General features: G+C 66.7%; 22 protein-coding genes. 16 read left to right on the forward strand and 6 right to left on the reverse strand.

The window, feature by feature from the left end; genetic code table 11:
* The first annotated feature begins 94 nt into the window (after window positions 1-94).
* A complete protein-coding gene (locus EAO27_RS02740) occupies window positions 95-1,498 on the forward strand; it encodes an amidohydrolase family protein (RefSeq protein ID WP_242776861.1) in 1,404 nt (467 codons plus the stop codon).
* Between the two features lie 437 nt (window positions 1,499-1,935).
* Here the strand turns inward: EAO27_RS02740 and EAO27_RS02745 are convergent, their stop codons facing one another.
* Entirely contained in the window at window positions 1,936-2,340 is a 405-nt protein-coding gene (locus EAO27_RS02745; RefSeq protein WP_242776863.1) for a MarR family transcriptional regulator, read from the reverse strand.
* A 486-nt stretch (window positions 2,341-2,826) separates the two neighbouring features.
* Here EAO27_RS02745 and EAO27_RS02750 point away from each other — a divergent pair, with 486 nt between their 5' ends.
* Complete coding sequence (locus EAO27_RS02750) at window positions 2,827-4,161, forward strand: M24 family metallopeptidase (RefSeq protein WP_242776865.1); 1,335 nt, start codon at window positions 2,827-2,829, stop codon at window positions 4,159-4,161.
* An 88-nt stretch (window positions 4,162-4,249) separates the two neighbouring features.
* Here the strand turns inward: EAO27_RS02750 and EAO27_RS02755 are convergent, their stop codons facing one another.
* The 4 genes from EAO27_RS02755 to EAO27_RS02770 form a co-directional block, all read right to left on the reverse strand.
* Entirely contained in the window at window positions 4,250-6,958 is a 2,709-nt protein-coding gene (locus tag EAO27_RS02755) for a TonB-dependent receptor (RefSeq protein WP_242776867.1), read from the reverse strand.
* A gap of 404 nt (window positions 6,959-7,362) precedes the next feature.
* The gene (locus EAO27_RS02760) at window positions 7,363-9,672 is read right to left on the reverse strand and encodes a hypothetical protein (protein ID WP_242776869.1); all 2,310 of its coding nucleotides are present in this window, start codon (window positions 9,670-9,672) and stop codon (window positions 7,363-7,365) included.
* 6 nt (window positions 9,673-9,678) lie between these two features.
* Window positions 9,679-10,584, reverse strand: coding sequence for a hypothetical protein (locus EAO27_RS02765; protein ID WP_242776871.1), 906 nt, complete (start codon window positions 10,582-10,584; stop codon window positions 9,679-9,681).
* Between the two features lie 45 nt (window positions 10,585-10,629).
* Complete coding sequence (locus EAO27_RS02770; protein WP_242776873.1) at window positions 10,630-11,295, reverse strand: TetR/AcrR family transcriptional regulator; 666 nt, start codon at window positions 11,293-11,295, stop codon at window positions 10,630-10,632.
* A 138-nt stretch (window positions 11,296-11,433) separates the two neighbouring features.
* Here EAO27_RS02770 and EAO27_RS02775 point away from each other — a divergent pair, with 138 nt between their 5' ends.
* The 7 genes from EAO27_RS02775 (at window position 11,434) to EAO27_RS20905 (ending at window position 16,380) form a co-directional block, all read left to right on the forward strand.
* Window positions 11,434-12,156, forward strand: a complete 723-nt coding sequence (locus EAO27_RS02775) for a sterol desaturase family protein (RefSeq protein ID WP_242776875.1) — start codon at window positions 11,434-11,436, stop codon at window positions 12,154-12,156.
* Window positions 12,157-12,178: 22 nt separating this feature from the next.
* Window positions 12,179-12,610 carry a hypothetical protein gene (locus EAO27_RS02780; protein WP_242776877.1) on the forward strand — a complete coding sequence of 144 codons (432 nt, stop codon included), beginning with the start codon at window positions 12,179-12,181 and terminating at the stop codon, window positions 12,608-12,610.
* 63 nt (window positions 12,611-12,673) lie between these two features.
* A complete protein-coding gene (locus EAO27_RS02785) occupies window positions 12,674-13,009 on the forward strand; it encodes a hypothetical protein (RefSeq protein WP_242776879.1) in 336 nt (111 codons plus the stop codon).
* Window position 13,010: 1 nt separating this feature from the next.
* Window positions 13,011-13,475, forward strand: coding sequence for a hypothetical protein (locus EAO27_RS02790; RefSeq protein ID WP_242776881.1), 465 nt, complete (start codon window positions 13,011-13,013; stop codon window positions 13,473-13,475).
* 126 nt (window positions 13,476-13,601) lie between these two features.
* Window positions 13,602-14,165: an alkyl hydroperoxide reductase subunit C gene (ahpC, locus tag EAO27_RS02795; RefSeq protein WP_242776883.1), complete on the forward strand. Its 564-nt coding sequence runs from the start codon at window positions 13,602-13,604 to the stop codon at window positions 14,163-14,165.
* Between the two features lie 192 nt (window positions 14,166-14,357).
* Window positions 14,358-15,941 carry an alkyl hydroperoxide reductase subunit F gene (gene ahpF / locus EAO27_RS02800; protein ID WP_242776885.1) on the forward strand — a complete coding sequence of 528 codons (1,584 nt, stop codon included), beginning with the start codon at window positions 14,358-14,360 and terminating at the stop codon, window positions 15,939-15,941.
* A gap of 310 nt (window positions 15,942-16,251) precedes the next feature.
* Window positions 16,252-16,380, forward strand: coding sequence for a hypothetical protein (locus EAO27_RS20905; RefSeq protein WP_278190117.1), 129 nt, complete (start codon window positions 16,252-16,254; stop codon window positions 16,378-16,380).
* Window positions 16,381-16,403: 23 nt separating this feature from the next.
* On the opposite strand, the gene EAO27_RS02805 is transcribed toward EAO27_RS20905, so the two are convergent.
* Window positions 16,404-17,921, reverse strand: a complete 1,518-nt coding sequence (locus EAO27_RS02805; protein WP_242776887.1) for a glycerol-3-phosphate dehydrogenase — start codon at window positions 17,919-17,921, stop codon at window positions 16,404-16,406.
* 191 nt (window positions 17,922-18,112) lie between these two features.
* On the opposite strand from EAO27_RS02805, the gene ybeY reads away from it, so the two are divergent.
* The 7 genes from ybeY to EAO27_RS02840 all read left to right on the forward strand — a co-directional run bounded on the left by ybeY (window position 18,113) and on the right by EAO27_RS02840 (window position 24,960).
* Window positions 18,113-18,619 carry an rRNA maturation RNase YbeY gene (gene ybeY, locus EAO27_RS02810; protein ID WP_242776889.1) on the forward strand — a complete coding sequence of 169 codons (507 nt, stop codon included), beginning with the start codon at window positions 18,113-18,115 and terminating at the stop codon, window positions 18,617-18,619.
* Between the two features lie 18 nt (window positions 18,620-18,637).
* On the forward strand, window positions 18,638-19,579 hold the full coding sequence (locus tag EAO27_RS02815; RefSeq protein WP_242776891.1) for a hemolysin family protein: 942 nt from the start codon (window positions 18,638-18,640) through the stop codon (window positions 19,577-19,579).
* 46 nt (window positions 19,580-19,625) lie between these two features.
* On the forward strand, window positions 19,626-20,780 hold the full coding sequence (locus tag EAO27_RS02820) for a glycosyltransferase family 1 protein (protein WP_242776893.1): 1,155 nt from the start codon (window positions 19,626-19,628) through the stop codon (window positions 20,778-20,780).
* A gap of 6 nt (window positions 20,781-20,786) precedes the next feature.
* Window positions 20,787-22,106 carry a replication-associated recombination protein A gene (locus EAO27_RS02825; RefSeq protein ID WP_242776895.1) on the forward strand — a complete coding sequence of 440 codons (1,320 nt, stop codon included), beginning with the start codon at window positions 20,787-20,789 and terminating at the stop codon, window positions 22,104-22,106.
* A gap of 820 nt (window positions 22,107-22,926) precedes the next feature.
* The gene (locus EAO27_RS02830; RefSeq protein ID WP_242776897.1) at window positions 22,927-23,199 is read left to right on the forward strand and encodes a hypothetical protein; all 273 of its coding nucleotides are present in this window, start codon (window positions 22,927-22,929) and stop codon (window positions 23,197-23,199) included.
* A gap of 14 nt (window positions 23,200-23,213) precedes the next feature.
* Entirely contained in the window at window positions 23,214-23,567 is a 354-nt protein-coding gene (locus tag EAO27_RS02835) for an MmcQ/YjbR family DNA-binding protein (protein ID WP_242776899.1), read from the forward strand.
* A gap of 1 nt (window position 23,568) precedes the next feature.
* A complete protein-coding gene (locus EAO27_RS02840; protein ID WP_242776901.1) occupies window positions 23,569-24,960 on the forward strand; it encodes a serine hydrolase in 1,392 nt (463 codons plus the stop codon).
* Window positions 24,961-25,309 lie beyond the last annotated feature (349 nt).

Here is a 25,309-nt window from a genome sequence, read left to right on the forward strand (position 1 = left end):
ATCCGGCCCTGACGGCATCGAAGCAAATCCCTCTTGTGTCGTCAAGGGAATCACGCTTTAAATCATGTGTAAATTCACATTTATGGAGGTCGCCATGTTCGTCACCACCACCCGCCGTCCGGCGTTCGTCCGCTGCAAACAGGCTGCGCTGGGGGTGGGCGTTCTCGCGTCGCTCGCCGCGCTGGTCCCGGGAGCGCTCGCGGCGCCGCGCCCGATCCCCGAAACCACCGACGACGCGCGGGGCCTGCCGATCCCGCCGGTCGACCGCAGCCGCGATCCTGTCGTCGTGATTGCCGGCGGCACGCTGATCGACGGGCGCGGCGGCGCGCCCGTCGCCAACGCCGTCGTGGTGACGCAGGGCGACCGCATCCTCGCGGCGGGCCCCGCCGCGACCACCCCGGTCCCCGCCAACGCCGCGCGCACGATCGACGCGACCGGCCTCTATGTCATGCCCGGGCTGATCGACCTGCACATTCACTTCACCCAGCAGCGTTGCCACGATTTCGGAAAATATTCGGACAGCCCGGCGGGCGCCGCGATCCGCGGAGTCGCGCTCGCCGAACAGCTGATCAACGCGGGCATCACCGCCGCGCGCGACGTCGGCACCGTCGACGATGTCGCGCTGCGCATCAAGGAAGCGGTCGACCGCGGCATCATCCGCGGTCCGCGCGTCCTGTGGAGCGGGCGCATCATCGCGACCACCGGCGGGCACGGCGACGAAGTGACCTCGACCGCGACCGGACGCCAGAAGCCGGGTTTCGGCGGTCCGAGCAAGGGCTTCAACGGGCCATGGGAATGGCGCACCGCCGTACGCCAGCAGGTGCGCAGCCTTGCCGACTGGATCAAGCTCGGCGCCCCCGCCGACAAGGAGGAACTCGCGGCGGCGATCGAGGAGGCGCATTCGCTCGGTGTGCCGGTCGCGATCGACAGCTACGGCCAATATACCGACTGGGCGATCGAGGCGGGGGTCGACACGCTCGAACATCCGCTGCTGATGAGCGACCAGGCGGTGCCGCTGATGAAGAAGCACGGCACGGCCTTCGTGCCCACCATCGGCGCCTTCGACAATCTGCTCACCGGGGGCTATCCGACCGCGGGCATCCCGACCGGCGGTTTCTACCACACCCATTCGCGCCGCTTCGTGATCGACCAGCAGGACCATCTGAAGCGCGTGGGCGAGGCGCATCGCGCCGGCGTGCCGATCGGCGTCGGCACCGACATTCCGTTCGAGAATGATACGCGCTATCCCGACGCCTATTTCCGCGAGCTCGACTATCTGCGCGAGGCGGGGATGAGCAACGCCGCGGTCCTCGCCTCGGCGACGCGCGTCGGCGCGCAGATCATGAAGATGGGCGACAAGCTCGGCACGGTCGAAAAAGGCAAGATCGCCGACCTGCTGATCCTCGGTGCCAACCCGCTCGATTCGCTCAAGAACCTCCGCGACGTCCGCTATGTCGTCGCCGACGGCAAGGTCGTGGTCGACGGACCGGCGCGGTAGGTTTCTGCTCCGGTTCCGCTGCTGTCCCCGATCCCGCTCGCACCGCGCTGGTCGTGTATCCTTTGATGGCCGGGGGCGGAGGTTTTCACCCTCATCTCGGCGATGTCGGGGATGAGGGAGGTCCGCTAGCGCCCGGTTGCTGACGCTCTTCTCCCCTCCCGCTTGCGGGAGGGGTCGGGGGTGGGCAGCGGCGTCGCGATGGCCCACCCCGCTGCGGCTAGCCAGCAAGCTGGCAAGCCTCGCTGCCCCTCCCGCGTGCGGGAGGGGAAACCGGTTCGCCACTCAATCGGCAGCTTCCCACCCCGAAGCCGTCACCGACGTGATATCCGCGCGCTGTGCCGTCGCTTCTTCGGAGGTCGAGCACAGCGACCGTCCTCCGGAAAGCCCAGGGCAGCAGGATGGATGCGCGTGCGGGCGCGACCGCGACCGCGACCGCGCTATTCGATCGGCAGCTTGCTCAGATTGGCGCCGATCTTTTGCAGGGTGCGCAGCAGGTGGGCGAGGTCGCGGTTGCTGATGCCGTCCATCGCGCGCGTGAACTGGCGCCCGACGATCGGGGTCAGCTTGCGCAGCGTCTGCTGGCCCGCGGGGGTCAGCGTGACCTCGGTGATCCGGTTGTCCTCGGCATTGGGTTCGGTCGACACCAGCCCCTGTTCGATCATCCGGTCGATGATGCGGCTGATCGTCGAGCGCTTGGTGAGCGCGGCTTCGGCGATCGCGCCGATGCTGGCCGGCTGGTGTTCGCGAAGTACCGTCATGACACGATAGATGGGTTTGGACACGCCGTGCTTGTGCAGCACCTTGTCCATATCCTCGTGATATTTGAAATCGGCGTGCGCCATCAGGTAAAATGGCGAGTTTTCCAGTCGGAAAGTCGGACTGCTCGGGTCGTAATCGCCGCGATTTTCCATTTCACCCTCTGCCCTGACTGTCGATTTCCCCGTCGACCTTGCGTTCATGTGTTCCTCAATTGTCCTGTTCGATCAAGCCGTTCCGTCGCGGCGACGTGGCGTTGGCCGGTGAATTAGCCGAAAACATATGTATTTGCACTTAGTTCCGATGTCGGCTCACCGAAATTTGCGATGGCGCGAATAGGACGGCGACGGTGACAATTCCGTGTCGGAAGCCGAAATATACCGACGCCGTAGCGTCGATCGTGTCGAAAGCGGATCGGGCGAGGGCGGGGCGGTCGGCCGCCTGGGCGATCGATCGATGCTGCCGCGCGACATCGAAAAATTGACATAAATCGCGTGAATATGGTTATGTAAACCATGGGGCGCCGGCGGGCCGCATCGGGCGGGCCGGGGTGTCGCGCATGAGGAGCGGGAATGCGAACGAATCGACGGCGCGGGTTGCCGGGAATGCTCGCCGCACTGGCGTCGGTCGCGGTCGCAATCCCGGTGCCGGGCGCGGCGCAGGAAGCGCGGCAGCGCTGGGAGCAGCTCTGCCAGATCCGCAAGGACAAGCTCGACCTGATCCTGCCGGACGCGATGCGCGAGAACGACATCGACATGTGGATCGTCGCCGCGCGCGAGGGGCATGACGATCCCAATTCCGCGCTGCTCGGCGGCGGCTATGTCGGCGACATCGGCTATTATGTCTTCTCCGATCGCGGCAGCGGGCGTGTCGAGCGCGCGGCGTTCGGCATCGGCGGCGCGCTGTTCGACCAGTGCCCGCTCTATGACGTCAAGGCGTCGCCCGCGACGCTGCGCGCCTTCGTCGAGGCGCGTGCGCCGCGGCGGATCGGCATCAACACCGCGACCGAGATCGGCACCGCCGACGGACTCAGCCTTTCGCTCGACCGCCATCTCCGCGAGACGCTCGGCCCCGGTCTCGCGGCGCGGCTGGTGCCGGCGGAGAAGCTCGTCTCCGATTTCCGCTCGCGTCACAGCGCGAGCGAAATCGCCGCCTTTGCGCGCGCGGGCGAGTTTTCGCGGACGATCGCCGAACGCGCGCTGTCGAACGAAGTGATCCGGCCCGGCCACACGACGACGGGCGACGTCGCCTGGTGGATGATGGAACAATTGCACGCGCAGGGGCTCGGCAGCAGTTTCGGTCTGCCCAGCATCTATGTCCTCGGGCCGGGCGAGCGCGGGCCGACCTCGGGCGACCATGTCATCAAGCCGGGCGACCTGATCACGATGGACTGGGGCGTCAACTATCTCACCGCCTACACCGACATGAAGCGCATGGCCTATGTGCTGAAGCCCGGCGAGAACGGGCCGCCGGCGGGGGTGCAGCGCGCCTTCGACAAGGCCGCCGAAATCCGTGCGATGATCGTCGATGTGGTGCGCCCGGGGATCAGCGCGGGCGACGCGCTCGCCGCGGTCAATCGCCGCGTCGCCGCGACGCCGGGGCTGGTGCTCGGCCGCTACGACGATCCCGGCATCGATCCCAAAGTGTCCGATGTCGTCATCGGCAGCCATTCGGTCGGCGACTGGGGCCATGGCTCGGGGCCGTCGATGGCCGATTTCAACCCGCTGCGCATGACCTATGCGCTGCGCCCCGGCAATTTCCTGTCGATCGAGCTCTTCCTCTACACCCCCGTCCCCGAATGGGGCGCGCGCAAGATCAAGATCCCGCTCGAGGACAATGGCATGGTCACCGAGCGCGGCTTCGAATGGACCGCCCCGCCCGCGAGCCGCATCCTGCTGGTGAAATAACGGCCAATCCGGCGACGCATGCCGGACCGCACGGAAAAGGGGGGCAGCGGCATGCCGCTACCCCCCTTTCCCCGAGAGAGCCCGTCGATCAGAAGCGGAGCTTGACCCCGCCCGAGACATAGCGGCCGATCACGTCGTAATTCGGCGTGATATAGGGCGTGAGCGGCGGGTCGCGGTCGAACAGGTTGTTGATGTTGGCGAACAGGGTGAAGGGGCCGGCCTTGAACTGCGCGCCCACGTCGACATAGGTGCGGCTGCCGTTGCGGCCGTCCACCAGCGGCGGGACACCGGGCTGGGTCACGTTGTAGAACCCGCCGGCGACATGGCGGACGCGCAGATTGGCGCCGAAATCCTCGTTGTCGAACGCCACGGTGGCGGTGCCGCGCCACTTCGGGGTGGAAAAGGCGGTTTCGCCGCCGACGATGCCCGCGACGTCGGTGCCGTCGACCTTCAGGTGAAAGACATGGTTGGCGAGCAGGCGGAAGCTCAAATTCCCGTTGCCCAGCGCCGTCCGGTACGATGCCTCGATATCGAGCCCCTGCGTGTTGTAATTGGCGAGGTTGCGAATGGTGTTCGAGATTGTCTCGATCTCGCCGTTCGGCTTGCGGACGATGATGCCGCCGCAGGTCGGGTCCGACGGCGCATTGTCGTGGCACTGCTTGAGCAGCGTCTGCGCGGGGATCGACGTGATCACATTGTCGATGTCGATGTCATAATAGTCGACCGACAGGCGCAGCCCCGGAATATAGTGCGGCGAATAGGACCCGCCGAGCGTCAGCGTGTGCGAGATTTCGGGGGTCAGGTTCCGGTTGCCGCCGCCATAGACCGTCACATTGCCCTGCACCGCATCGCCCCGGTACGGGTCCACAACGGTACCGATGCCGACCGAGCGGGTGAGGAAATATTCGGTGATGCTGGGCGAGCGGATGTCGCGCGAATAGACGGCGCGCAGCAGCAGGTCGTTGACGAGGCGCAGCGTGCCACCGGTCTTCCACGACCAGATGCCGCCGCTGGTGCTGTAATCCGAATAGCGCGCGGCGCCGTTGATTTCGAGACGCGCGACGTCGCTGACGTCGAGCAGCGGCACGTTCACTTCGGCGAAGGCTTCCTTGACGTTGAAGCTGCCGTTGGTCGCCGACGAGTTGAGCACGCTCAGCGCATTCGCCTGCGACAGCGGGTCGACATAGTTGGTGACCTGCTTTTCCCAGCGGACGTCGGTGCCGACCGCGATGTCGACCGGCCCCGCCCAGGTCGCGAAGGGCTGGCCCGACAGGCTGGCGCCCGCCGCGTCGAGCTTGATCGTCGCGATCAGATGCGACCCGCCAAAGGCCCAGGCCGCGGCGGCGTCGGAGATGTTGCCGTTGCCGAAAAGGTTGATCGGCACGCAGGTCGGGTCGTCGTTGGCGGTCGTCGCGTCGGCATTGATGCGGCAGGTCGGCGTGCCGCCGACCAGCACCGAATCGACGCCATTGGCGAAGCGCGTCTTGATCCGCTGGTTGTTGATCCGCTGGTTGAGCCGGATTTCGCCATGGTCGTAATAGGCCTTGTAGCGCCAGCCGTCGCCGAAGCTGCCTTCGAGGCCGATCGCGCCTTCGAGGTTGCGGCGGTTATAGTCGAACGACAGCATCCGGTCCGGCCCGACATCGTCGAGATAGCGGCCGAGCAGGAAGGGGCCGGCGACGCCGGCAGCGGCCAGCCGGTCGCGATTCGCCTGGGTCAGGAAGGCGTTGTCGGGGCGGATCAGGGTGGTGATGTCGGCCGCGGTTTCGGGGAAGAGCGCATAGTCGCCCGTCATGCGGTGAAAGCTGAACTGCGCCCAGAGTTCGAGCGAGTCGGTCAGGTCGTAGCTCGCCCGTGTGAAGGCATTGATGCGCTCATACGGCGCGCTGACCGCGACATAGTCATAGGTGTTCTGGCCGCCGCCGCCGACGGTCGTCGCGCCGTTGGTGCTGCTACCGAACGGGAAGGGAACGATGCTGCCGTCGGGATTGAACACCAGGCCATAGGGCGCACCGAGGCCGCTCAGGACCGATCCGCCGTTGTAGACCTGCGTCGAATTGGGGTCGCGCACCAGTTGCAGCGACCCGCCCGCCGGCTTGTACAGTCCGGCTTCGAGGTTGGGGCGGTCCTTGCGGCTCAGGATGCCGCTTTCCTTCATATAGTCGCCCGCAACCATGAAATGGCCGCGCCCGCCCGCGAAGTCGGTGCCCCACGCGATGTCGGCGCCGTAGCGCGCGCCGTCGCCGCGCGACGAGAGGCCGGTCTGGACGCCCATGCGCCAGCCCGTGAGATCATCGTCGAGGATGATGTTGACGACGCCCGCGACGGCGCCCGATCCCCATGCGGCCGACGCGCCGCCGGTGACGACATCGACGCGCTTGATCAGGCTTTGCGGCACGGTGTTGAGGTCGGCGGCGCCCGAAAACCGCTGCCCGTTGAGCAGCGTCAGCGTGCGTACCGCGCCGAGCCCGCGCATGTCGGCGGTCGAAACGCCGCTGCTGGTGCCGCCGGCGTTCGTCGTCGGCGACGCGGTGGGGCGGAACTGGGGAGCGTCGTTCAGGACCTGGGCGATGCTGGGGCGGTTGCCGAGCGAGAGTTCGGCCTCGCCGATGACGGTGGTCGGGGTCGGGGCGTCGAAGCCCGAGCGCTGGATTCGCGAGCCCGTCACGACGATCTCGCTTTCGCCGGCCGGGCTCGCCGCGTCCGCTTCGGGTGCGGTCTGCGCATGGGCCGGGCTGAGGCCGGCGATGACAGTGAGCGCGGTGCCGGTGAGCCAGCCCAGTTGAACAACCTTCATAGAAATCCCCTTCGCCTTCCTGACGGCAATGCGCGGCGGTCGCGGCCCTTTTTCTTTGCACGAAGGGTCCTGAATGAGACTGTCGCTTGCCGATATCCATAAGGACAGACAAAATGGAAAATTTCAAGCAATAAAGAGAAAAAATTTCAAAATATGAAAATTCGCCTCATCGGAGCGTCGCAATTCCGTCCGGGCGATGCTCCCGCCGGTCAGGATTTCCAATGAATTTTCAATGTCTTTCCTATGCCGCCGCGCGTCGTTTGCGCAACCCCGTGCGGATGTGCAATCGCGGCCCGTCCCGGCAGGCGTTCGCGCGCCGGATCGCAGCCCGCCGCTCGCCGTCAAGGCGGCGACCGTGATGAAGGGAGGCAAAGGATCCGCCCGATTCCCGGGGACGGATCAGATCAGTCCTGTCGCCGGACCCGGCGCCGCAAGCTCCTGAGCCGCGCCTCGATCCGGCGGCCCATCCGCGTCGTGCGCATCGAAGCCCAGACCCACGACCCGAAGACATAGAAGAAGAGCGGAACGAAGACGATCAGCGCATAGAACATCAACGCTTCGGTCGTGTCCATGATCGTCTGCCCCTCCAGCTTCGTGTCGGGCATGCCCAGGAAGTCGAGGACGACGGGTTCGGCGGGCTTCGCGGGCTTGGCGTCGGGATCGCCCGCCGCAGTCTCGCCGATCCAGTAAATCATCTGCCCCGCCCCGAACACGCCGGTGCCGCCCAGCAGGATGCTGAGCTGGCGGTCGCGCCGTGCGGCCTGTTTGTCGACCTCGGCCTGGTGGCGCCGCTGCAGGTCGCTCGCATGATCCTCGAGACTGGCGATCGCGAGCGCCAGCGCCTCCTTCTTGCGGGTGGTGCCGCGCAGCCCTTCCAGCTTGCCGAACACGACGCGTTCGGTGTCGTAGCGAAAGGGATTGGCGTAGCGGAAGCGCTCATATTCCTTGTATTCGGCGAATTTGACCTGGTTGATCGCCATTTCGGCGCGGTCGAACTCGTCGGCGCCGTCGAGCTTTTCGGTACGGTCGAGCGCTTTCGCCGCCGCGCTCAGCCCCTCGGTCGCGCCGCCCTGACCCTTGGCGACCAGCCACTCGATCCGCTCGATCCGCGCCATGCTCTTCGCTTCATGCTCGCGCGCCAGATATTCGTTGTGGAGCGCGAGCGCGTGGATCAGAAAGGCATAGGGGCAGGTGCCGATATAGTCGTTGCCCGTCTCGAGGCTGCGGCTCTTGGGTACATAGGTGACCATCGCGCGGTGGTTGGCGTAGCGCACGAAGAAACGTTCGTCGGACTGTTCGTCGCTGTCGGGATAGATCGGATCGATGCTGTCCAGAATTTCCGACGTGTCCTGGTTCATGAAATCGATGATGTTCTGGTTGAACCCGGCGAGGAACAGATAGTCGAGGCAGTCGGTGCGCTGCGGTTCGAACGCGGGAATCTTCATCGGCAACGGTGCCGGCAACGGAGCGCCGGCCTCGTCGACGGTGAGTTCGACCGCGCCTTGCCGCATCGCCGCGGCGAGTTCGCCGACGTTGCGGAAATTGCCGCCGCCCGCCTTGCGCAGCACGGGTTTGCGCCCCTTGATCCACGCTTCATATTGCGGCTGCGTCGTCGCCCAGTTCCAGTAACCGGTGTCGAGCCGGACGATCCCGTCGCCGGCTTCGGCCGCGCTGACGCGTTCCTCCAGCTTCTCCTGAAAGGGCAGGTAGCACAGCTCCTGCACCATCACCTTGCGCGCCGCGCTTTCGCCGGTGACGGGGTCGAGCGGCATCAGCCGCTTGAAGAAGCGTTCGTCGTGGAGGAGGAACATGAAGCGCGACTTGGGCACGCGGAGCCCCGGCACCTCGATGAAGGGCACCTCGTCGATCAGGTGCGGCGCCAGGTCGTCGGCGCGCGGGCGGCCGGTCTCTGCCGCCAGCCGGTCGAACAGCCGGCCGGCATCGTCCAGCATCCGCCGCCGTACGAAGGGCCAGAAGCGTTCGGTCGTGCCGCCGGCATCGGTCACGGTCAGTTCGTCGAGCGGCGCGATGCCCAGATTTTCCTCGAACACCGATGCGCTGCTTCCCGGTTTCCACCGGTCGCCGAGTTCGAATTCCTTCGGCGCGGCAAGCTTCTGGAGCAGCGACAGGAAATAATAGGTCGCGGGGTCATAACCCGCCTGGTCGCCCTCGGCGTGCAACGAGGCATAATGGTGGCTGAACCCCATATGATAGCTGAGCGCGCCATTGTTGTGGGCGAGCCAGAAGCGCCGGAACCGCACGGCGCGTTCGTCGTTCAGCCCTGCGGGCTCGGCCCGGTAGGTCACGCCCTCGGTCGACCATTGTGCCGAGGCGGGGGGCTTGAAGCGCAGTCGCTCGTGCGCGCGGATGGTCTTTTCGGTGGCCTTGCGATGGGCATGGCGGGCGTGCCTGTCGGCATCGGCGGGCAGCGGCAGCGCGTCGGCGGCGGCGAGCAGATGTTCCTGCACTTCGCCCAGCACCTCGCGGTCGGCGATGTCGTTGAACAGCGGATCGATCGCGTTGCGCAGCAGCAGCGAGGGCAGGTGGTTCGCCTGCATCGCGCCGAACTGGTCGTGACGGAGCGGCTTGCCCGCCTGTCCCGCGGCGGCGGCGACGCGATCGGGTTCGATATAGAGCGACAGCGTCCAGTAGAGCGTGCCCGGCCGGGCGGTCTCGAAACCCAGCGCGTCGTCCCAGTCCCCCCGAACCGTCATCCCGTCCTATCCCCCTGCGTCCGCGGCCGCGGCGAGTGCGCGGAAACTGTCGAAATCCCCCGTCGGCCGCCCGCCGCGCAGCCAGGCGAGGGCGGGTTCCATCGGCAGCAGTCGCACCGGCGCGGTGCGCGCGGCGAGCGCCGCGAGCTGCGCCGTCGCGACCCCGCCGGGTACGTCGGCGGCGCCTTTCAGCACCGATATGCCGAAGAAGCTTTGCAGATGGTCGTGGAAAAGCCCGGGGTCGATGGTTTCGTCCGGATATCCGACCGCGGCATAGATCAGCCCGTCGTCGGCCTGCTGGTCGGCCGACAGCGCCGGCTGGACATAGGGAAAATCGACGATGCGCGTACCGACGCGCGCCCAGATCGCCAGCCGGTCGATCTGGTCGGTGCCCGAATGCGCGGTGTCGGCGGCATATTCCTCGGGGGTCAGGCGCAGCGGATCATTCTGTTCGATGAAGACCGCGGGCGGCGGTCCGTCGCGGTCGAGGCCGAGCGCGACCAGCGCGAGTTCGCGCACCGCGCCGAGGATGACCCGCAGCAGCCCGCGCCCGCGTGCCGCGTCCTCGACATAGACATAGTTGAGCGCGACCGCCGCGGGGGGCAGGTGCGCGCCGCGATCGATCGCGGTCGCGAGGAAATTGGCGCCGCCGAGCAGGATGCCCTCCGCATCCTCGAACACCGCGACCAGCTCCGAATGGGTGCGGCCAAAGGCGTGGCGATGGCTCCGGTTGAGCGCGAGGCACGCCTCGAACCCGCCCAGTTCCTCGCGTTCGTCGGGAAGCACGAAGGCGCGGTCGTAGCCCGAAAAGAAGCGCGTCAGTACCGGCGACGCGGCGTCGTCCGACGCGGTGACGCGCACTCCGTCGGCAAGATCGAGCCTTATCAACTGATTGTCCGCCCCACCGGTCATCGCCGACATTTGCCATGCCGTCCGGGCGGCGGCAAGGCGCTGTCGTCAACTGACGCCATAGGCGGCCTGGACCATCGATCGGAACAGGCGCAGCTGGCGGCCCATCAGCTGGTGGTCGCCGAGCGCGCGGGTCAGCACGATCGAGCCTTCGATGACCGCGCTGAAGCTGTCGGCGATCGTGTCGAGATCGATCGGGGCCAGCGGGCGGTGCTGCTCCTCGATCGCCGCGAACCACAGGCGGAACCGTTCGCGCCAGCGGATCGCGGCTTCGAACAGGAGCGCCCGCACTTCGCGATCGAACGCCTGTTCCTGATAGATGATCGCGGCGACGAGGCACCCCGGGTGCACCGCCTCCATCTCGTCCATCAGGTCGGCATAGAGGTCGAGGAAGATCAGGAAACGCTGCATCGGATCGTCGGCGAGCGCGTGCGCGCGGCCGGTCAGCGCATCCATCTCGGCGTCGTCTTCGGCGAGGAAGCGTTGCAGAAGCTCGCGGGCGAGGTCGCCCTTGTCGCGGAAATGATAGAAGAAACCGCCCTTCGAAATGCCCGCCGCTTCGACCAGTTCGTCGATCGACGTCGCGGCGAAGCCCTTGTATAATATCGCATCATTGGCGGCATCGAGCAGCCGCTCGCGCGTCTTCTTGCCTTTCGGCTGCACCCCGGATGCTGTTTCCGGTGCGGCATGCGATTCCGAACGCGCCTCATCCATCGCCGACGTCCCCTCTACGCCCCGTGAAATCGGCGGAAATCCTGCGGGAAAATAAAAGCGACCGCAAGTCCACTATCGCGGTCCCGGCGCTTGGCATATCGGGGGCGGACGATGCCTGCAGCCAAGGGGGACGCAGCGATGTTCGGCCTTTATCACGCGATCGCGCTGTCGATGTTCGCCTTTTTCGCGATCGTCGATCTGGTCTTCCGGGCGCGGACCTTTCCGGACGTGCCGCGGTGGCGCGCAAAGGGCATCGCCTTCACGCTGATCTACTTCGGCGTCACCACCTATTCGCCGCTGATGTGGGACACGATGCTGGGCCAATATCAGCTCGTCGACGGATCGCGTTGGCCCTTCTGGGCGCAGGTGGCGATCGGCTTCCTCGGCTATGAATTCCTGATCTATGCCTGGCATCGCACCATGCACAATGTCCAGCCGCTGTGGCGCTGGCTGCACCAGATGCACCACAGCGCCGAACGCGTCGATATCTGGGGCACCTTCTATTTTCACCCGTTCGACATGATCGGCTGGGCGCTGCTCGGCAGCTGCGCGCTCGTGCTCGGCATCGGGCTGACGGCGGAGGCGGCGCTCGTCGTGTCGGTCGGGGCGGCCTTTTGCACCATCTTCCAGCACGCCAACGTCCGTACGCCGCGCTGGCTGGGCTATCTGGTGACGCGGCCCGAAAGCCATTCGGTGCATCATGAACGCGGGGTCCACGCCTATAATTACGGCGATATTCCGCTCTTCGACATGCTCTTCGGCACCTTTCGCAACCCGCGCGAATGGCAGGCGGAGGCGGGCTTTTTCGACGGATCGTCGCGGCAGATGGGCAAGATGCTGATCGGCAGGGAAATCGCGTAACGACAGAAGAGGGGACAGGCGAATGAAGGCAGGGATGATGATCGCGCTGCTCGCGCTCGGCACGGCGGGCTGCTCCGAACCGGCCGCAGAGAAGGTCGGGGAAGCCGAGGCCGCATCGGCCGAAATCGATACCGCCGGCTACGATATCGCGGTTCGCTGTCAGGCCAGCTTCGATGCCGTGGCGCGCCTCTACAAGATATTGTCCGAACAGGCGACGGGCGCCGAGCGTGAGGAGATGGCGGCCACCGCGACCCAGCGCTCGGCAGCCGCGGAGGCCTATCGCGGCATCGCGCGCAGCGTCGGCACGAAAATGGGGCGGTCGGGCGCGGACGTCGATGCCGCGATCAAGGCCGCTGCCGGAACCGTGGACGCCGAATTCGAAAAACGCCCGTTCGAGGATTTCGCGAGCTGGGTCGCGCAGGAGGCCGACCGCTGCCCGCCGCCATCGACCTAGCGGCGCGCTCGGGCCCCGCGAGCCCATCCGCCACGCCACCCCGCTTCTGCGAAAGGAACGATCATGGCCCACGACCTGCGTCCCGGCGAACAGCCGATCGACAGCTGGACGCTGTTCTACCTGCCTCCGGGCGGAGAGAAGTATAACGGCAAGCTGACCGTCACCAACCAGCGGCTGCTCTATGACGCCAAGCTCGAGGCGAGCCTGATCGGCGTGCTGACGAACCATGTCGTGGCGGGGCAGCTCGTGATCGAAAAGGCGGCGATCGAGGCGGTCGAGGTCCAGCGCAAGCTGTTCAGCAAGAAAGCGATCCTGACCCTTTCGGACGGCAGCCGGCACATATTCGACTATGGCGCGATGAACATCGACAAATGCGTCGCGGCGATCGAGGCGCGCTGAAATGCCGGGCGCGCCGGTGGTCGCGGTCAAAGCCGCCGTGGTGCTGGCCGGCTGGCTCGTCGCGACCGATATCGCCGGGGTGATCGTCTGCACCCTGTTCGACATCGCGCCGCTGCGCGCCAACAGCGCGCTGCTCCCCTATGCGATCTGGTTCGTCCTCGGTATCTTCTGCGGCCTGTTCGCCTATCAGGGCGCCGGGGCGTGGGCGTTCGCCGATCGTGAAGGCGAATGGAGCGACCAGCCCGACGCTTTCCGCGCCGGCAATGTGATCGTCGTGACGGGCGCCGCGCTGCTCGGCGCGTTGATGCTCTTCTTTCGCCAGATCTATTGGACCGCGGGGGTGGCGGGCGAATATTTCGTACCCGACAGCGCGCCCCATTCGATCCTTTTCGCGCTGAGTGTGCTGGGCGCGATGGCGGGAACGCACTTCCTGCTGCTGCCGACGCCGCAAGCTCGAACAGATTGATCGGAGTTTCGGAAATTCAACCGCTTATTGATTGATAATTTCGATCAAGCCGGCTTGGTTTTCCAATTTCCGCACTGCAGCATATGTCGCTAGGGGAGGGCTCCGACAACCAGCCAGGAGCTCTCCATGTCCGTTCTGAATACGACCATCAAGCCGTTCAACGCCACCGCCTTCAAGGATGGCAAGTTCGTCGACATCAGCGATGCCGACGTCAAGGGCAAGTGGGCGGTCTTCTTCTTCTACCCCGCCGACTTCACCTTCGTCTGCCCGACCGAACTCGAAGACCTCGCCGACATCTACCCGACGCTCCAGAAGATGGACGTCGAAGTCTATGCCGTGTCGACCGACACCCATTTCTGCCACAAGGCGTGGCACGACACCTCGCCGGCGATCGGCAAGATCAACTATTACATGGTGGGCGACCAGAACCACACGATCTCGAACAATTTCGAAGTCCTGCGTCCGGGCGTCGGCCTCGCCGACCGCGGCACCTTCGTGCTCGATCCGCAGGGCGAGATCCAGCTGCTCGAAATCACCCCCGAAGGCGTGGGCCGCAACGCCGCCGAACTGCTCCGCAAGATCAAGGCGCTGCAGTACTGGGTCAGCCACCCGGGCGAAGTCTGCCCCGCGAAGTGGGAAGAGGGCGCCGAAACCCTCGCCCCCTCGCTCGACCTCGTCGGCAAGATCTAAACGATCGTAAAATGCCAGCGTGCTCCCGCGAAGGCGGGAGCACGCGGCACCCCTGACACTCGTCATTGCGACCCCGGCGAAAGCCGGGGGAAGCAATCCAGGGCGGCCTACGCACACTCTGGATTGCCGCGTCCCCCGGCTTTCGCCGCGGTCCTCGCAATGACGATCCCTATTTATGCAGGAGCTCTCCCCATGCTCGAAGCCAATCTGAAGCAGCAGCTTCAAGGCCTCCTCACGAACCTTCGTGAACCGATCGAACTGATTTCGTCGCTCGGCGACGATGCCAAGTCGGCCGAGCTGGCGACCCTGCTGGACGAGATCGCGACGCTGTCGGACAAGGTCAGCGTGGCGCGCGCCGACGACGATGCGCGCCGCCCCAGTTTCCTGATCCGCCGGGTCGGTCACCCCGAAATCGCGGTCCGTTTCGCCGGCATCCCGCTCGGCCATGAATTCACCTCGCTCGTCCTCGCGCTGCTCCAGGTCGGCGGACATCCGCCGAAGGTCGCGCCCGAGGTGCTGGAGCAGGTCGCCGCGCTCGACGGCGACTATCATTTCGAAACCTATTTCTCGCTGTCGTGCCAGAATTGCCCCGATATCGTGCAGGCGCTCAACCTGATGTCGGTCGTCAACCCGCGCATCACCCACACCGCGATCGACGGCGGCCTGTTCCAGGCCGAGGTCGAGGACCGCAAGATCATGGCGGTGCCGACGATCTTCCTCAACGGAGAGAATTTCGGCCAGGGCCGCATGGAACTCGAACAGATCCTCGCGAAGCTCGACACGGGGGCCGAGGCGAAGGCGGCCGAGAAGATTGCGGCCAAGGACGCGTTCGACGTGCTCGTCGTCGGCGGCGGCCCCGCGGGCGCGGCGGCGGCGATCTATGCCGCGCGCAAGGGTATCCGCACCGGCATCGCCGCCGAACGCTTCGGCGGACAGGTGCTCGACACGATGGCGATCGAGAATTTCATCTCGGTCCCCCACACCGAAGGGCCGAAGCTCGTCGCGCAGCTTGAACAGCATGTGAAGGAATATGACGTCGACGTCATGAACCTCCAGCGCGCCGAAAAGCTGATCCCCGCGAAGACCGAGGGCGGTCTGCACGAGGTGAAGCTCGCGAACGGCGCGTCGCTCAGGGCGCGCACCGTGATCCTCTCGACCGGCGCGCGCTGGCGCCAGCTCGGCGTGCCGGGCGAGGACCAGTATCGCAACAAGGGTGTGGCCTATTGCCCGCACTGCGACGGCCCGCTCTACAAGGGCAAGCGCGTCGCGGTGATCGGCGGCGGCAACAGCGGCGTCGAGGCGGCGATCGACCTCGCGGGCATCGTTGCGCACGTCACGCTGATCGAGTTCGACAGCGAACTGCGCGCCGACGCGGTGCTCCAGCGGAAACTGGCGAGCCTGTCGAACGTCCGGATCATCACCTCGGCGCTGACGACCGAAGTGCTCGGCGACGGCGAGAAGGTGACGGGACTCAGCTACAAGGATCGGGGCAAGGATGAACTGCACCAGGTCGAACTCGAAGGCATCTTCGTCCAGATCGGCCTCGTTCCCAACACCGAATGGCTGAAGGACAGCGTCACCCTGTCGCAGCGCGGCGAGATCGAGGTCGATCATCGCGGCGAGACGAGCCAGAAGGGCATCTTCGCGGCGGGCGACTGCACGACGGTGCCGTACAAGCAGATCGTCATCGCGATGGGCGAAGGGTCGAAGGCGGCGCTGTCGGCGTTCGATTACATGATCCGCCTGCCCGCCGAGGCGGAGGCCGAGGCGGCGTAACGCCAAATCCTCCCTGTGCCGCAGGCATGGGGAGGGGGAGTGCAGGGTTGGATTGCCCCCGGCAATCCAAGTCCAGTCCGGGGGACTGGACGACCCAGCACTCTCGCGGAGCGAGTGGTGGAGGGGCAATGTCGCGCCATTGCCCCTCCGTCAGCGCTTCGCGCTGCCACCTCCCCATCGCTTCGCGACAGGGAGGATTGCGACTGACGTCATCCCGGGCTTGACCCGGGACCCGCCTTTTCAAGAACGGGCACGTCCCCGATCGAGTCTCACGAGCCACTTGTCTCGTTCGAGGGTGACGAGGTTGCTTATGCCCGAACCGAAAGACCCGCCCGCGCCGATCCCGCTCTGCCGCTTCGAGGAGCTGGCCGAGCGCGAAAACCGGCTGCGCGAGGCGGCGGCGCGCAAACCGAAGAGGCCAAAGCGCAAGGCCGATTGACCTGTCGCGTGCCGTCGCGCGGGTTATTCGGGGAGCGGCAGGGGGTATTTTGCTTCCAGCAAGACCGCCAGCTTCTCCACATCTTCCTTGCTGAACAACAGCCCCAGCTTGCTCCGCCGCCACAATATGTCGTCGGTCGTCCGTGCCCATTCGCGCGTCATCATCCAGTCGACCTCGGCGGCGCTCAGCCCGTGCGCGATCTCACCGCCCAGCGCATCCCAGTCCTTCGCGCCGCCCAGCCACGCCCGGGCGTCGGTGCCATAGGCCTTGACGATCCGGTCGACCGTCGCCGCGGGCAGGAAGGGGTGCGCGCGCCTGTATTCCGCCTCGATCGTCGCGGCACCGTCGGTGGGGAAATCGCCGCCGGGCAGCGGTGCCCCGGCGGTCCAGCGCCGGCCGGTGATCGCGGGAACATGGTCCGCCAGTGCATCGACCGCGGTTTCGGCGACATGGCGATAGCTGGTGATCTTGCCGCCATAGATGGTGAGCAACGGCGCGCCCTCGTCGCTGTCGAGATCGATGCGATAGCCGCGCGTCGCGGCCTCGGGCCGCCCCGATCCGTCTTCGATCAGCGGGCGCACTCCCGAATAGGTCCAGACGACGTCGGCGGGGGTGACCGGGGCCCGGAAATATTCGCTCGCGCCTTCGCACAGATAGGCGATTTCGGCGTCGCTCGCGCGGACCTCGGCCAGCGATCCGTCATGATCCTGGTCGGTCGTCCCGATCAGCGTGAAATCGCGCTCATAGGGGATGGCGAAAAAGATGCGGCCGTCGGGAAGCTGGAAGAAATAGGCATAGGCATGTTCGAACTTCCGGCGCACGACGATATGCGACCCGCGTACCAGGCGCATCCGGTGGTCGGGCGGCGCCGACGCGCGCGCGAGCAGGTCGAGCACCGCCGGTCCTGCGGCATTGACCAGGCTCTTGCCGGTGAAGCGATAGGCGCGGCCGCGATCGTCGCGCGCCTCGACCACCCAATGCCCCTCCTCGACGCGCATCGTCTCGGCGTGCATCCGCGTGCGGATCCGCGCGCCCTTGCCGGCGGCGTCGCGCGCGTTGAGCAGCACGAGCCGCGCATCGTCGACCCAGCCGTCCGAATATTCCAAGCCGTGGACATATTGCGGTTGCAGCGGCGCGCCGGCCTCGTGGCGGCGAAGGTCGATCGAGCGTGTCGCGGGCAGCTTCTTCCGCCCGCCGATATGGTCGTAGAGGAAAAGGCCGAGCCGCAGCAGCCAGCGCGGGCGCAGCCCCGGCCGGTGCGGCAGGACGAAGCGCAGCGGCCAGATGATGTGCGGCGCGATGCCCCACAATATCTCGCGCTCCTTCAGCGCCTCGCGCACCAGCGCGAACTCGTAATGCTCCAGATAACGCAGCCCGCCGTGGATCAGCTTGGTCGATGCCGAGCTCGTGCCCTGCGCCAGGTCGCCGGCCTCGATCAGTAGCACGCGCGCGCCGCGCCCGGCGGCATCGCGCGCCACCCCGGCGCCGTTGACCCCGCCGCCGATCACGATCACGTCATAGGGCGGGGGCGCTTCGGTCATGGGGTGGCTAGTAGAGGCTTTCGCGCTGCGCTTGAACCCCTCCTCTGACGCGCGCGGCGGGGGACGGGCGGCGGACGCTCTGCGCGCCGAATTTTTCGCTGTCCAGCCCTGTCGCGCCGCGATAGGCGTGCGGGCCATGACCGCCGCTTTCTTCCCGCTCCCCGTGCCATATTCGAGATGCTGTCCATCCCATGCTGACCGTTGAAACCCACCAGGCATCGCCCTGGCCCGAAACCCTCGACTGGGAGGCGCGCGCCGCCGAGGCGGTCGCCGCCGCGCTCAAGCTGACGCCCTATGCCGCGCTCGCCGATGCGGCGCCGCTGGTCGAGGTCGCGGTGCGGCTCACCGACGATGCCGAGGTTCACACGCTCAACCGCGACTTCCGCGGCAAGGACAAGCCGACCAACGTCCTGTCCTTTCCGCAGGTGCAGGCCGATCTGCTCGAAACGCTCTCGAACAGCGACGACGGCGAGATATTGCTCGGCGACATCGTGCTCGCGCGCGAGACCTGCGCGCGCGAGGCGGAGGAGAAGGGCATCGCGCTCGCCGATCACGCGACGCACCTGATCGTCCACGGCGCGCTCCACCTCGTCGGCTACGATCATATGGACGATGCGAGCGCGAGCGCGATGGAGGCGCTCGAAGTGAAAGCGCTTGCATCGCTGGGCCTCGCCAATCCATATGCGGATCAGGATTAACAGGGAAAAAGCGCACATATGCCCGACGACCAGGGGTCTTCGAACCGATCGGAAGAGGACAGTAGTAGATCCGGCCTGCTGGCCGGACTGAAGACATTGCTGTTCGGCGGCGACAAGGAGCCGTCGCTGCGCGAGCAGATCGAAGAGGTCATCGACGAGGCCGAGGAGGAAGGCGAGGAGCGCCGCCGCGGCAGCAGCGTCGTCGGCGACCTGTCCCCGATCGAGCGCAAGATGGTGCGCAACCTCCTCCATTTCGGCGAGCAGACGGTCGACGACGTCGCCGTCCCCCGCGGCGAGATCATCGCCATTCCCGAAACGGCGAGCTTCGACGAGGTCGCGGCGCTGTTTGTCGAGGCCGGGCACAGCCGCCTGCCGGTGTATCGCGAGACGCTCGACGAGGTCGTCGGCATGATCCACGTCAAGGACGTCTTCGCCGTGCTCGCCGAAAAACGCGCGCCGCCCCCGCTGATCGACCTCATTCGCCAGCCGCTCTACGTGCCGCAGTCGATGGACGTGCTCGACCTGCTCGCCGACATGCGCGCCAAGCGCACCCACCTTGCGATCGTCATCGACGAATATTCGGGGACCGAAGGCCTCGTCACCTTCGAGGATCTGGTCGAGGAGATCGTCGGCGAGGTCGAGGACGAGCATGACGACGAGCCCGAGGAACTGATCCGCCAGGGGGCGGACGGATGCTGGGAGGTCGACGCGCGCGCCGAGCTCGACGATATCGGCGAGACGATCGATGCGCGCCTCGGCGATGTCGAGGAGGATGTCGACACCATCGGCGGCCTGTCGGCGGTGCTCGCGGGCCATGTGCCCGAGGTTGGCGAAGTGCTCGTGCATGCGAGCGGATGGCGGCTCGAGGTCACCGAGGCCGACGAGCGCCGCGTCCATCACCTGCGCCTGCATCCGCCGCTGGTCGTCGAACTGGAGGCGCCGCCCGGCACCGGCGACTGATCGCCGCCGATTGCCTTTGTCGCGCGATAATATTAGCGGGGGTCCGATGGACGTTTCCGACCTCCGCATCGCGCTGTTCAGCGGCAATTACAACATGACCGTCGACGGCGCGAACAAGGCGCTCAACCGGCTCGTGGGCTATCTGCTCAGCAAGGGTGCGGCGGTGCGCGTCTATTCGCCGACGGTCCCGAACCCCGATTTCGAGCCGACCGGCGACCTTGTCAGCGTGCCGTCGATGCCGATTCCGAACCGCCCCGAATATCGCATCCCGCTCCATTTCTCGCGCCGCGTGCGCGCCGATATCGAGGCATTCGCGCCCAATATCCTGCACATCTCCAGCCCCGACCGCGTGTCGCGCCAGGCCGCGGCCTGGGCGCGGCGTCGCGGCCTGCCGGTCGCCTGTTCGGTGCACACGCGTTTCGAAACCTATTTCCGCTACTATAATCTCTCGTTCGTCGAGCCGCTCATCGTCGCCTGGCTGCGCAAGCTCTATCGCAAGTGCGACGCGCTGATCGCGCCGTCCGAAAGCTTCGCGCAGGTGCTGCGCGAACAGCGGATGAACTACGACATCGGCATCTGGACCCGCGGCGTCGAGCGCGACATCTTCAACCCCGGGCGGCGCGACATGAGCTGGCGCCGGAGCTGGGGGATCGCCGACGACATGCCGGTGATCGCCTTCCTCGGCCGGCTGGTGATGGAGAAGGGGCTCGACGTCTTCGCCGACGCGATCGACCAGTTGCAGCGGCGCAAGGTTCCGCACGAGGTCGTCGTCATCGGCGAGGGGCCGGCGGGCGACTGGTTCGAATCGCGGCTGCCGTCGGCCAGGTTCGTCGGTTTTCAGGGCGGCGAGGACCTCGCCCGCGCGCTCGCCTCGTGCGATCTTTTCTTCAACCCCTCGGTCACCGAGACTTTCGGCAATGTCACGCTCGAGGCGATGGCGTGCGGCCTGCCCGTGGTCGCCGCGCGCGCGACGGGCAGCGCCAGCATCGTCAAGGACCGCGTCACCGGCTATCTCGTGCCCCCGGGATCGATCACCGGTTTCGCCGATCATCTGCAACGCTATTGCCAGGACGACGGGCTGCGCCGCGAGCATGGCGCCGCGGCGCTTGCCGAAAGCCACCAATATCAGTGGGACGCGATCAACCAGACGGTCGCCGACACCTATATGCGGCTGATCCGGCAAAAACAGCGGGGCGGGTAGGCCGCGATGGCCGACGATCTGTTCGGCGGCGACGCGCCGCACCTGTCCGCCGCGCCACCCCCGGGAACCGCCCCGCTCGCCGAACGGCTGCGGCCGCGGCATTTGTCGGAGGTCGTCGGGCAGGAGCATCTGACCGGGCCCGATGGCGCGATCGGGCGCATGGTCGCCGCGGGCACGCTGGCGTCGATCATCCTCTGGGGGCCGCCCGGGACCGGCAAGACGACGACCGCGCGGCTGCTCGCCGAGGCGGTGGGCATGCGTTTCGCACCCTTGTCGGCGGTCTTCTCGGGGGTCGCCGACCTCAAGAAGGTGTTCGCCGATGCCGAAAAGATGGCGTCGGCGGGCAAGCGTACCCTGCTCTTCGTCGACGAGATTCACCGCTTCAACCGCGCGCAGCAGGACGGTTTCCTGCCCTATGTCGAGCGCGGCACGGTGGTGCTGGTCGGCGCGACGACCGAAAATCCCAGTTTCGCGCTCAACGCCGCCCTGCTCAGCCGCGCGCAGGTGCTCGTGCTCCACCGGCTCGATCAGGAAGCGATGGCGACCTTGCTGGCGCGCGCCGAGGCCGAGGTCGGAAAGCCGCTGCCGCTTACGCCCGAGGCGCGCGAGGCGCTGACCGCCAGCGCCGACGGCGACGGCCGCTTCCTGCTCAACCAGGTCGAGACCCTGTTCGCCGCGGGTATCGCCGATCCGCTCGATCCCGCGGCGCTCGCGCAACTGCTGCATCGCCGGATGCCGGTCTACGACAAGGACCGCGACGGCCACTACAATCTGATCTCGGCGCTCCACAAGGCGCTGCGCGGGTCGGACCCGCAGGCGGCGCTCTATTACCTGGCGCGCATGCTCGTCGCGGGCGAGGAGCCGCTCTACGTGCTGCGCCGCCTCGTCCGCTTTGCGAGCGAGGATGTCGGGCTCGCCGACCCGCAGGCGCTCGTGCAATGCCTCGCGGCCAAGGATGCCTATCAGTTCCTCGGCTCGCCCGAGGGCGAACTCGCGATCGTGCAGGCGTGCCTCTATCTCGCGACCGCGCCCAAGTCGAACGCGGCCTATGCCGCGCAGAAGGCGGCCTTCGCCTCGGCGCGCGACACCGGCAGCCTCGCGCCGCCCGCGAACATCCTCAACGCGCCGACCAAGCTGATGAAGGAACTCGGCTACGGCGCGGGTTACGAATATGATCATGACGCGGAGGGCGGCTTTTCGGGCGCGAACTACTGGCCGGAGGCGATGGGGCCGCAGACCTATTACCATCCGACCGGGCGCGGTTTCGAAAAGCGCATCGCCGAACGCATCGCGTGGTGGGACGAGCAGCGGAAAGCCCGGGAGTAGGGGACGGCTTTGGGGTGGGGAGCGGACCGCGTCCTTCTTCCGTCATCCCGGCGAAGGCCGGGATCCCGCCCTGCAAGCCATGATGCACCGGTGAGATCCCGGCCTTCGCCGGTATGACGACGGAAAATGACCGAATCCAGGCCTCCGTGCGCCCCGGCGAAAGCCGGGGTCCATTGCAGAAACACGCCGGGTTCGTGTCGACATTCTGGACCCCGGCTTTCGCCGGGGTACGGCAAGGACCGGTCGTATGCTGACATGGGTGTCGCACCGACCGGTAGTTTCCGAAATGGGGTCGGGAGCTGCCGATTGAGTGGCGAACCGGTTTCCCCTCCCGCACGCGGGAGGGGCAGCGAGGCTTGCCAGCTTGCTGGCTAGCCGCAGCGGGGTGGGCTATCGCGACGCCGCTGCCCACCCCCGACCCCTCCCGCAAGCGGGAGGGGAGAAGAGCGGCTGCAACCGGTCGTTAGCGGATATGCAAATCCTCCCTGTCGCGCAGCGATGGGGAGGTGGCAGCGCGAAGCGCTGACGGAGGGGTCGACGCCGTCAGGCGTCGCGCGACCTTTCGGCCCCTCCACCACCGCCTGCGGCGGGGTCCCCCTCCCCATGGCCTGCGGCCACAGGGAGGATCCAAGTCCGCGATCGGATCGAAATCAGCCTTTGTCGTTCCCCGGCGAAAGCCGAGGTCCGGATCGTAAGCGCCGCCTTTGTCCCATGGCCCTGGCTTTCGCCGGAGAACGGCAGCCATCGCCCCTTGGCCGCTGTCCGCGTGTCCACCAAAAATCTCTTTCCTAATAAATCGCGGCATGATCTACCCTGACGGATGACGGCGCCACGCACCTCGACCGGCTTCCTGCGGACGCGCCTTGCCGTTCCCCGCCTTGAAGCGACAAAGGAGACATTTTGGACGCGTGCGTGCGTATCCTTTGTCGCGTTAAGACCGCGCACGCTCGCGGGCCGCGGCGCGGAAAATGGCGATGCGCCGTTTGGTGTCTCGATCCTCGGCGACCGGCCGGTCGTCGACCGCATGCGGTTCCAGCCGGTCGGCGCGGAGATGGAGCGGGCCACCGTGCGCTCCACGCCGCCAAGGCCATGAGCGGGCGGAGCGGCATGCCACCGAAATTTGACGGCTGGGACGATGTGGTGGCCTTTGCCTGCGCGCTGCCCGATGTCGAGATGCTGCCCTTTTACGGGACGCCCTGTCCCAAGCTCAACGGCAAGGCGCTCGCTTCGCCCGGACGCGAGGCGGGCAGCTTCGCGGTGATGTGCAACCCCGACGAGAAGGAGATTCTGCTTGAAACCGGTCCCGACACTTTCTGGCAGACCCCGCATTACGAGGGCTGGCACGCGTTGCTCGTCCGCTACCGCCCGGACGATCCCGAACGCGTCGCCGACGTCCTCCGCCGCGCGTGGTGGGACCGCGCGAAAAAGCCGCAGCGGCAAGCCTTTGGCGAGCGGCCCTGAGATGCTGCGCCGGCTGATTCTCGCCGCCGCGCTCGCCTCTGCCGCCGCCCCCGCGCAGGCGGCCGACGCCAATGCCGACCTCGACCGCGCATGGGCGGCGGGCTATCGCGCGGGTTTTACCTGTTCGGCGCTGTGGAACGGTGCGGGCAAGCCGTTCGACGCGATCGAGCGCGACGAACTCAGCGGTATCTATCCCGAGATCGAGCCCGATGTCCGCGCGCTCAAGGCCGAAGTCGACGAGAAGCAAAAGCGGATCTCGGTGCGCTACCGCGACGACATGCCCCCGCGCGTTGCGCAATGGGAAGGCGGGGAGGGCTGCGTCACCCTGCCCATCGGCGCATCGGCGCCCGACCTTCACAGCTTTCGCCGGCCGCGCGCCGGTCTTGACGAAAAGCCCTGGCCGCTCGGCGATCAGGGGGCCCTGGCGACGACGAACGGCGCGTCGCCCTTCGCGGCGCCGCTCGGCGATCTCGCCCGGTTCGGCGGGCAGACCAGCGCGCTGCTGGTGGTGAAGGACGGCCGCATCGCGCTCGAGCGCTACGAACGCGGCCACGGCATCCACACCGCGCAGCGCACCTTTTCGGTCGCCAAGTCGATCGCCGCGACGCTGATCGGCAACGCCGTGCTCGACGGGGACATCGACGTGACCCGGCCCGCGCTGATCGCCGACTGGCAGGCGCCCGGCGACCCGCGCGCCGCGATCACCACCGAGCAGCTGATGCGCATGGCGAGCGGCCTCACCAGCGACAGTGCGGGCAACCGCACCGACGCCATCTACATGGGCGGCGCCTCGGTGCGGCAGTGGACGGTGCAATGGCCGCTGCTCCATCGGCCGGGCAGCCGCTATCGCTATGCCAACAACGATACGCTGCTCGCGGTCCAGTCGCTGAAGGCGGCGCGGCAAAAGGCCCTCGATGCGCGCAATGCCCGGTCGGCGGCGATCCGCCGGGGTCCCGCGCTCGATCCGGTGGCCTTTTTCGACCACCTCGGCATGACGCGCACCTTCGCCGAGCATGACATGGACGGCGATTATATCCTGTCGAGCCAGGTCTCGACCACCGCGCGCGATCTCGCGCGGCTCGGCCTGCTCTACCAGAATGACGGCATGTGGCAGGGGCAGCGGCTGCTGCCGGCCGACTGGCGCCGCTTCGTCACGACGCCGAGCGGACCGCAGCCCGACGGTCCCTTCGGCTATGGCGCGGGTTTCTGGCTGCTCGACAAGTCGGAAGGGGTTCCCGCCGACGCCTTCGGGGCCTTCGGCAACCGCGGCCAGTATCTCGTGATCATTCCGTCGCGAAAGCTGGTCATCGTCCGCCAGGGCTATGACGACGCGAAGAACCGGCTCGACATCGCCGCGCTGGTGCGCGCGGTGGTGGAGGCGGATCGCCGCTAGAGCGCCGTGCAATAAATCATCATCGCCTCCAATTCCGTTGGTGTCGCGCCAAGTCGAGACACCTCGAAGGCGCGCACTCCCGATGGGTGTCTCGACTTGGCTCGACACGAACGGGAGAATAGGTCGGATCAAAGGCTCGCCGCTCCAAAGGCAGCGTGCGCTTAACAGGAACCGTTCGCCCTGAGCTTGTCGAAGCCTGTCCTGAGCGCCTGCCTTGGCAGGCAGTCGAAGGGGGCCGTTCTTTCTTTCAACGGTGAAGGAAGAAGGACCGTGCTTCGACAGGCTCAGCACAAACGGGCGCGGGGATGATGCGAGTTTAACGCACGATGCTCTAGCCGCGGTACGCGGA

Source organism: Sphingopyxis sp. YF1 (assembly GCF_022701295.1).
Taxonomy (GTDB): Bacteria; Pseudomonadota; Alphaproteobacteria; order Sphingomonadales; family Sphingomonadaceae; genus Sphingopyxis.

Bases quoted from the DNA above. Each gene is read 5' to 3' on its own strand.
- EAO27_RS02740 (WP_242776861.1), top strand. From the start codon at position 95: ATGTTCGTCACCACCACCCGCCGTCCGGCGTTCGTCCGCTGCAAACAG.
- EAO27_RS02745 (WP_242776863.1), bottom strand. From the start codon at position 2,340: ATGGCGCACGCCGATTTCAAATATCACGAGGATATGGACAAGGTGCTG.
- EAO27_RS02750 (WP_242776865.1), top strand. From the start codon at position 2,827: ATGCGAACGAATCGACGGCGCGGGTTGCCGGGAATGCTCGCCGCACTG.
- EAO27_RS02755 (WP_242776867.1), bottom strand. From the start codon at position 6,958: ATGAAGGTTGTTCAACTGGGCTGGCTCACCGGCACCGCGCTCACTGTC.
- EAO27_RS02760 (WP_242776869.1), bottom strand. From the start codon at position 9,672: ATGACGGTTCGGGGGGACTGGGACGACGCGCTGGGTTTCGAGACCGCC.
- EAO27_RS02765 (WP_242776871.1), bottom strand. From the start codon at position 10,584: ATGACCGGTGGGGCGGACAATCAGTTGATAAGGCTCGATCTTGCCGAC.
- EAO27_RS02770 (WP_242776873.1), bottom strand. From the start codon at position 11,295: ATGGATGAGGCGCGTTCGGAATCGCATGCCGCACCGGAAACAGCATCC.
- EAO27_RS02775 (WP_242776875.1), top strand. From the start codon at position 11,434: ATGTTCGGCCTTTATCACGCGATCGCGCTGTCGATGTTCGCCTTTTTC.
- EAO27_RS02780 (WP_242776877.1), top strand. From the start codon at position 12,179: ATGAAGGCAGGGATGATGATCGCGCTGCTCGCGCTCGGCACGGCGGGC.
- EAO27_RS02785 (WP_242776879.1), top strand. From the start codon at position 12,674: ATGGCCCACGACCTGCGTCCCGGCGAACAGCCGATCGACAGCTGGACG.
- EAO27_RS02790 (WP_242776881.1), top strand. From the start codon at position 13,011: ATGCCGGGCGCGCCGGTGGTCGCGGTCAAAGCCGCCGTGGTGCTGGCC.
- ahpC (WP_242776883.1), top strand. From the start codon at position 13,602: ATGTCCGTTCTGAATACGACCATCAAGCCGTTCAACGCCACCGCCTTC.
- ahpF (WP_242776885.1), top strand. From the start codon at position 14,358: ATGCTCGAAGCCAATCTGAAGCAGCAGCTTCAAGGCCTCCTCACGAAC.
- EAO27_RS20905 (WP_278190117.1), top strand. From the start codon at position 16,252: ATGCCCGAACCGAAAGACCCGCCCGCGCCGATCCCGCTCTGCCGCTTC.
- EAO27_RS02805 (WP_242776887.1), bottom strand. From the start codon at position 17,921: ATGACCGAAGCGCCCCCGCCCTATGACGTGATCGTGATCGGCGGCGGG.
- ybeY (WP_242776889.1), top strand. From the start codon at position 18,113: ATGCTGACCGTTGAAACCCACCAGGCATCGCCCTGGCCCGAAACCCTC.
- EAO27_RS02815 (WP_242776891.1), top strand. From the start codon at position 18,638: ATGCCCGACGACCAGGGGTCTTCGAACCGATCGGAAGAGGACAGTAGT.
- EAO27_RS02820 (WP_242776893.1), top strand. From the start codon at position 19,626: ATGGACGTTTCCGACCTCCGCATCGCGCTGTTCAGCGGCAATTACAAC.
- EAO27_RS02825 (WP_242776895.1), top strand. From the start codon at position 20,787: ATGGCCGACGATCTGTTCGGCGGCGACGCGCCGCACCTGTCCGCCGCG.
- EAO27_RS02830 (WP_242776897.1), top strand. From the start codon at position 22,927: ATGACGGCGCCACGCACCTCGACCGGCTTCCTGCGGACGCGCCTTGCC.
- EAO27_RS02835 (WP_242776899.1), top strand. From the start codon at position 23,214: ATGCCACCGAAATTTGACGGCTGGGACGATGTGGTGGCCTTTGCCTGC.
- EAO27_RS02840 (WP_242776901.1), top strand. From the start codon at position 23,569: ATGCTGCGCCGGCTGATTCTCGCCGCCGCGCTCGCCTCTGCCGCCGCC.